The sequence below is a fragment of the Secundilactobacillus silagincola genome, assembly GCF_002583405.1.
GTDB classification, from domain to species: Bacteria; Bacillota; Bacilli; order Lactobacillales; family Lactobacillaceae; genus Secundilactobacillus; species Secundilactobacillus silagincola.
The window spans coordinates 1-590 of the sequence record NZ_BCMJ01000023.1 but is presented as its reverse complement, the minus strand read 5'-3'; the positions used below and the strand labels follow the sequence as shown (position 1 = coordinate 590).

2 tRNA genes and 2 rRNA genes are annotated in these 590 nt (G+C 47.1%); all 4 read right to left on the bottom strand.

Features of this window, described 5'->3' with window-relative positions:
• Window positions 1-139: 139 nt before the first annotated feature.
• Window positions 140-212, bottom strand: a tRNA-Thr gene (locus tag CES82_RS12020).
• Window positions 213-233: 21 nt separating this feature from the next.
• Window positions 234-306 (bottom strand) — tRNA-Asn (locus tag CES82_RS12015).
• A gap of 10 nt (window positions 307-316) precedes the next feature.
• A 5S ribosomal RNA gene (rrf, locus tag CES82_RS12010) occupies window positions 317-433 on the bottom strand.
• A 67-nt stretch (window positions 434-500) separates the two neighbouring features.
• Window positions 501-590 (bottom strand): 23S ribosomal RNA (locus tag CES82_RS12005); the annotation flags it as partial.

Here is a 590-nt window from a genome sequence, read left to right as displayed (position 1 = left end):
GAGGATAGGCTTATTTAAGTGTATCCAATATTTAACAACCTACCATTCAATAAGCAATGAAAAAGCTTGAAGCGCTTGACTTTTGGTAGAAAAAAAGCACCAACGCAGTTGCGTCAGTGCTTTTTCTCAGTTGAATAGATGCCGGCTGAGGAATTCGAATCCCCGACCCTCGGTTTACGATACCGATGCTCTACCAACTGAGCTAAGCCGGCATTACTAAAACTAAATTATGACTCCGGCAGGCGGGCTCGAACCGTCGACATCTTGATTAACAGTCAAGCGCTCTACCAACTGAGCTATGCCGGAATAATATATAGCGTGGCAACGTCCTACCCTTGCAGGGGGCGATCCCCCAACTACTCTCGGCGTGCTGAAGCTTAACTTCTGTGTTCGGCATGGGAACAGGTATATCCTTCAGGCTATCGCCACCACACTATTGAGAACTGGTGCCCTCAAAACTAGACAATATCATTTTCTTTTACCGATGAACACCACTACTCGTGGTTAAGTCCTCGACCGATTAGTACTAGTCCGCTCCGTGCATCGCTGCACTTCCACTTCTAGCCTATCTACCTGATCATCTCTCAGGG